Genomic DNA, 1,008 nt, shown 5'->3' with positions numbered 1-1,008 from the left:
ACCAATCGGGCTCGACGCGCTCTGCGCCAGGTCAGCCAGCGACAATGGACGGTAGGTCACGTGCACCGTGGTTTCGGTGATGCCGTACATGTTGACCAGTTGCGGGGCACGATCGCCGAAGCGCTCGAACCACGGACGCAGGCTGCCGACCTCCAGCGCCTCGCCGCCGAACACCACGTAGCGCAGCTGCTGGTCGCTGCGCTGGCCTTCAGCGCAGGCCACCTGCATCAGCTGGCGGAACGCCGACGGCGTCTGGTTGAGCACGGTCACCCGCTGCTCGCACAGCAGTTGGTAGAAGGCCTCCGGCGAACGGCTGACATCCTGCGGCACGATCACCAGGCGACCACCATGCAGCAAGGCGCCGAACAGCTCCCATACCGAGAAGTCGAAGGCATAGGAGTGGAACAGCGTCCAGCAGTCCTGCGGGCCGAAGCCGAACCAGCCGTCCGTGGCCTCGAACAGGCGCAGCACGTTGCGGTGCGGCAGCAAGGTGCCCTTCGGCTTGCCGGTGGAGCCGGAGGTGTAGATGACATAGGCCAGGTTATCCAGGTCCACCGCAACGTTCGGGTTGACCTCGGCGAAGTCAGCGTAGTCGGCGTAGTCGGCGGCCAGGTCCAGCACCTGCACGTTCGCCGCCAGGCTCAGCCCGAGGTCGCCCTGGCCGAGCAGCAACTGCAGGCCGCTGTCCTCGATCATGTAGTGCAGGCGATCCAGCGGATAGGCCGGGTCCAGCGGCACGTAGGCACCACCGGCCTTGAGGATGGCCAGCAGGCCGACCACCATCTCCAGCGAACGCGGCGCGGCCAGGCCCACCAGCACGTCCGGGCCGACGCCTCGGGCGATCAGCGCGTGGGCGATCCGGTTGGCCCGGCGGTTCAGCTCGGCGTAGCTCAACTGTTCGCCTTCGCAGACCAGCGCCGGCGCCTGCGGCGCGCGGGCCGCCTGGGCTTCGATCAGGCGATGCAGCGGCTGGCTCGGCGCGAACGTGGCCGGGGCGGTATTCCAGGC

1 protein-coding gene is annotated in these 1,008 nt (G+C 68.4%); it reads right to left on the bottom strand.

Annotation, left to right across the window (positions count from 1 at the left end; all coding sequences use genetic code 11):
* Positions 1 to 1,008: AMP-binding protein (locus INQ47_RS25605; RefSeq protein ID WP_404702897.1), on the bottom strand; the 1,008-nt coding region annotated here is incomplete at both ends.

It is taken from the genome of Pseudomonas sp. 3HC3 (genome assembly GCF_044904505.1).
GTDB lineage: Bacteria > Pseudomonadota > Gammaproteobacteria > Pseudomonadales > Pseudomonadaceae > Aquipseudomonas > Aquipseudomonas putida_Y.
Note: the sequence above shows the minus strand (reverse complement) of the source record. Positions and strands in the feature narration are given on the sequence as shown.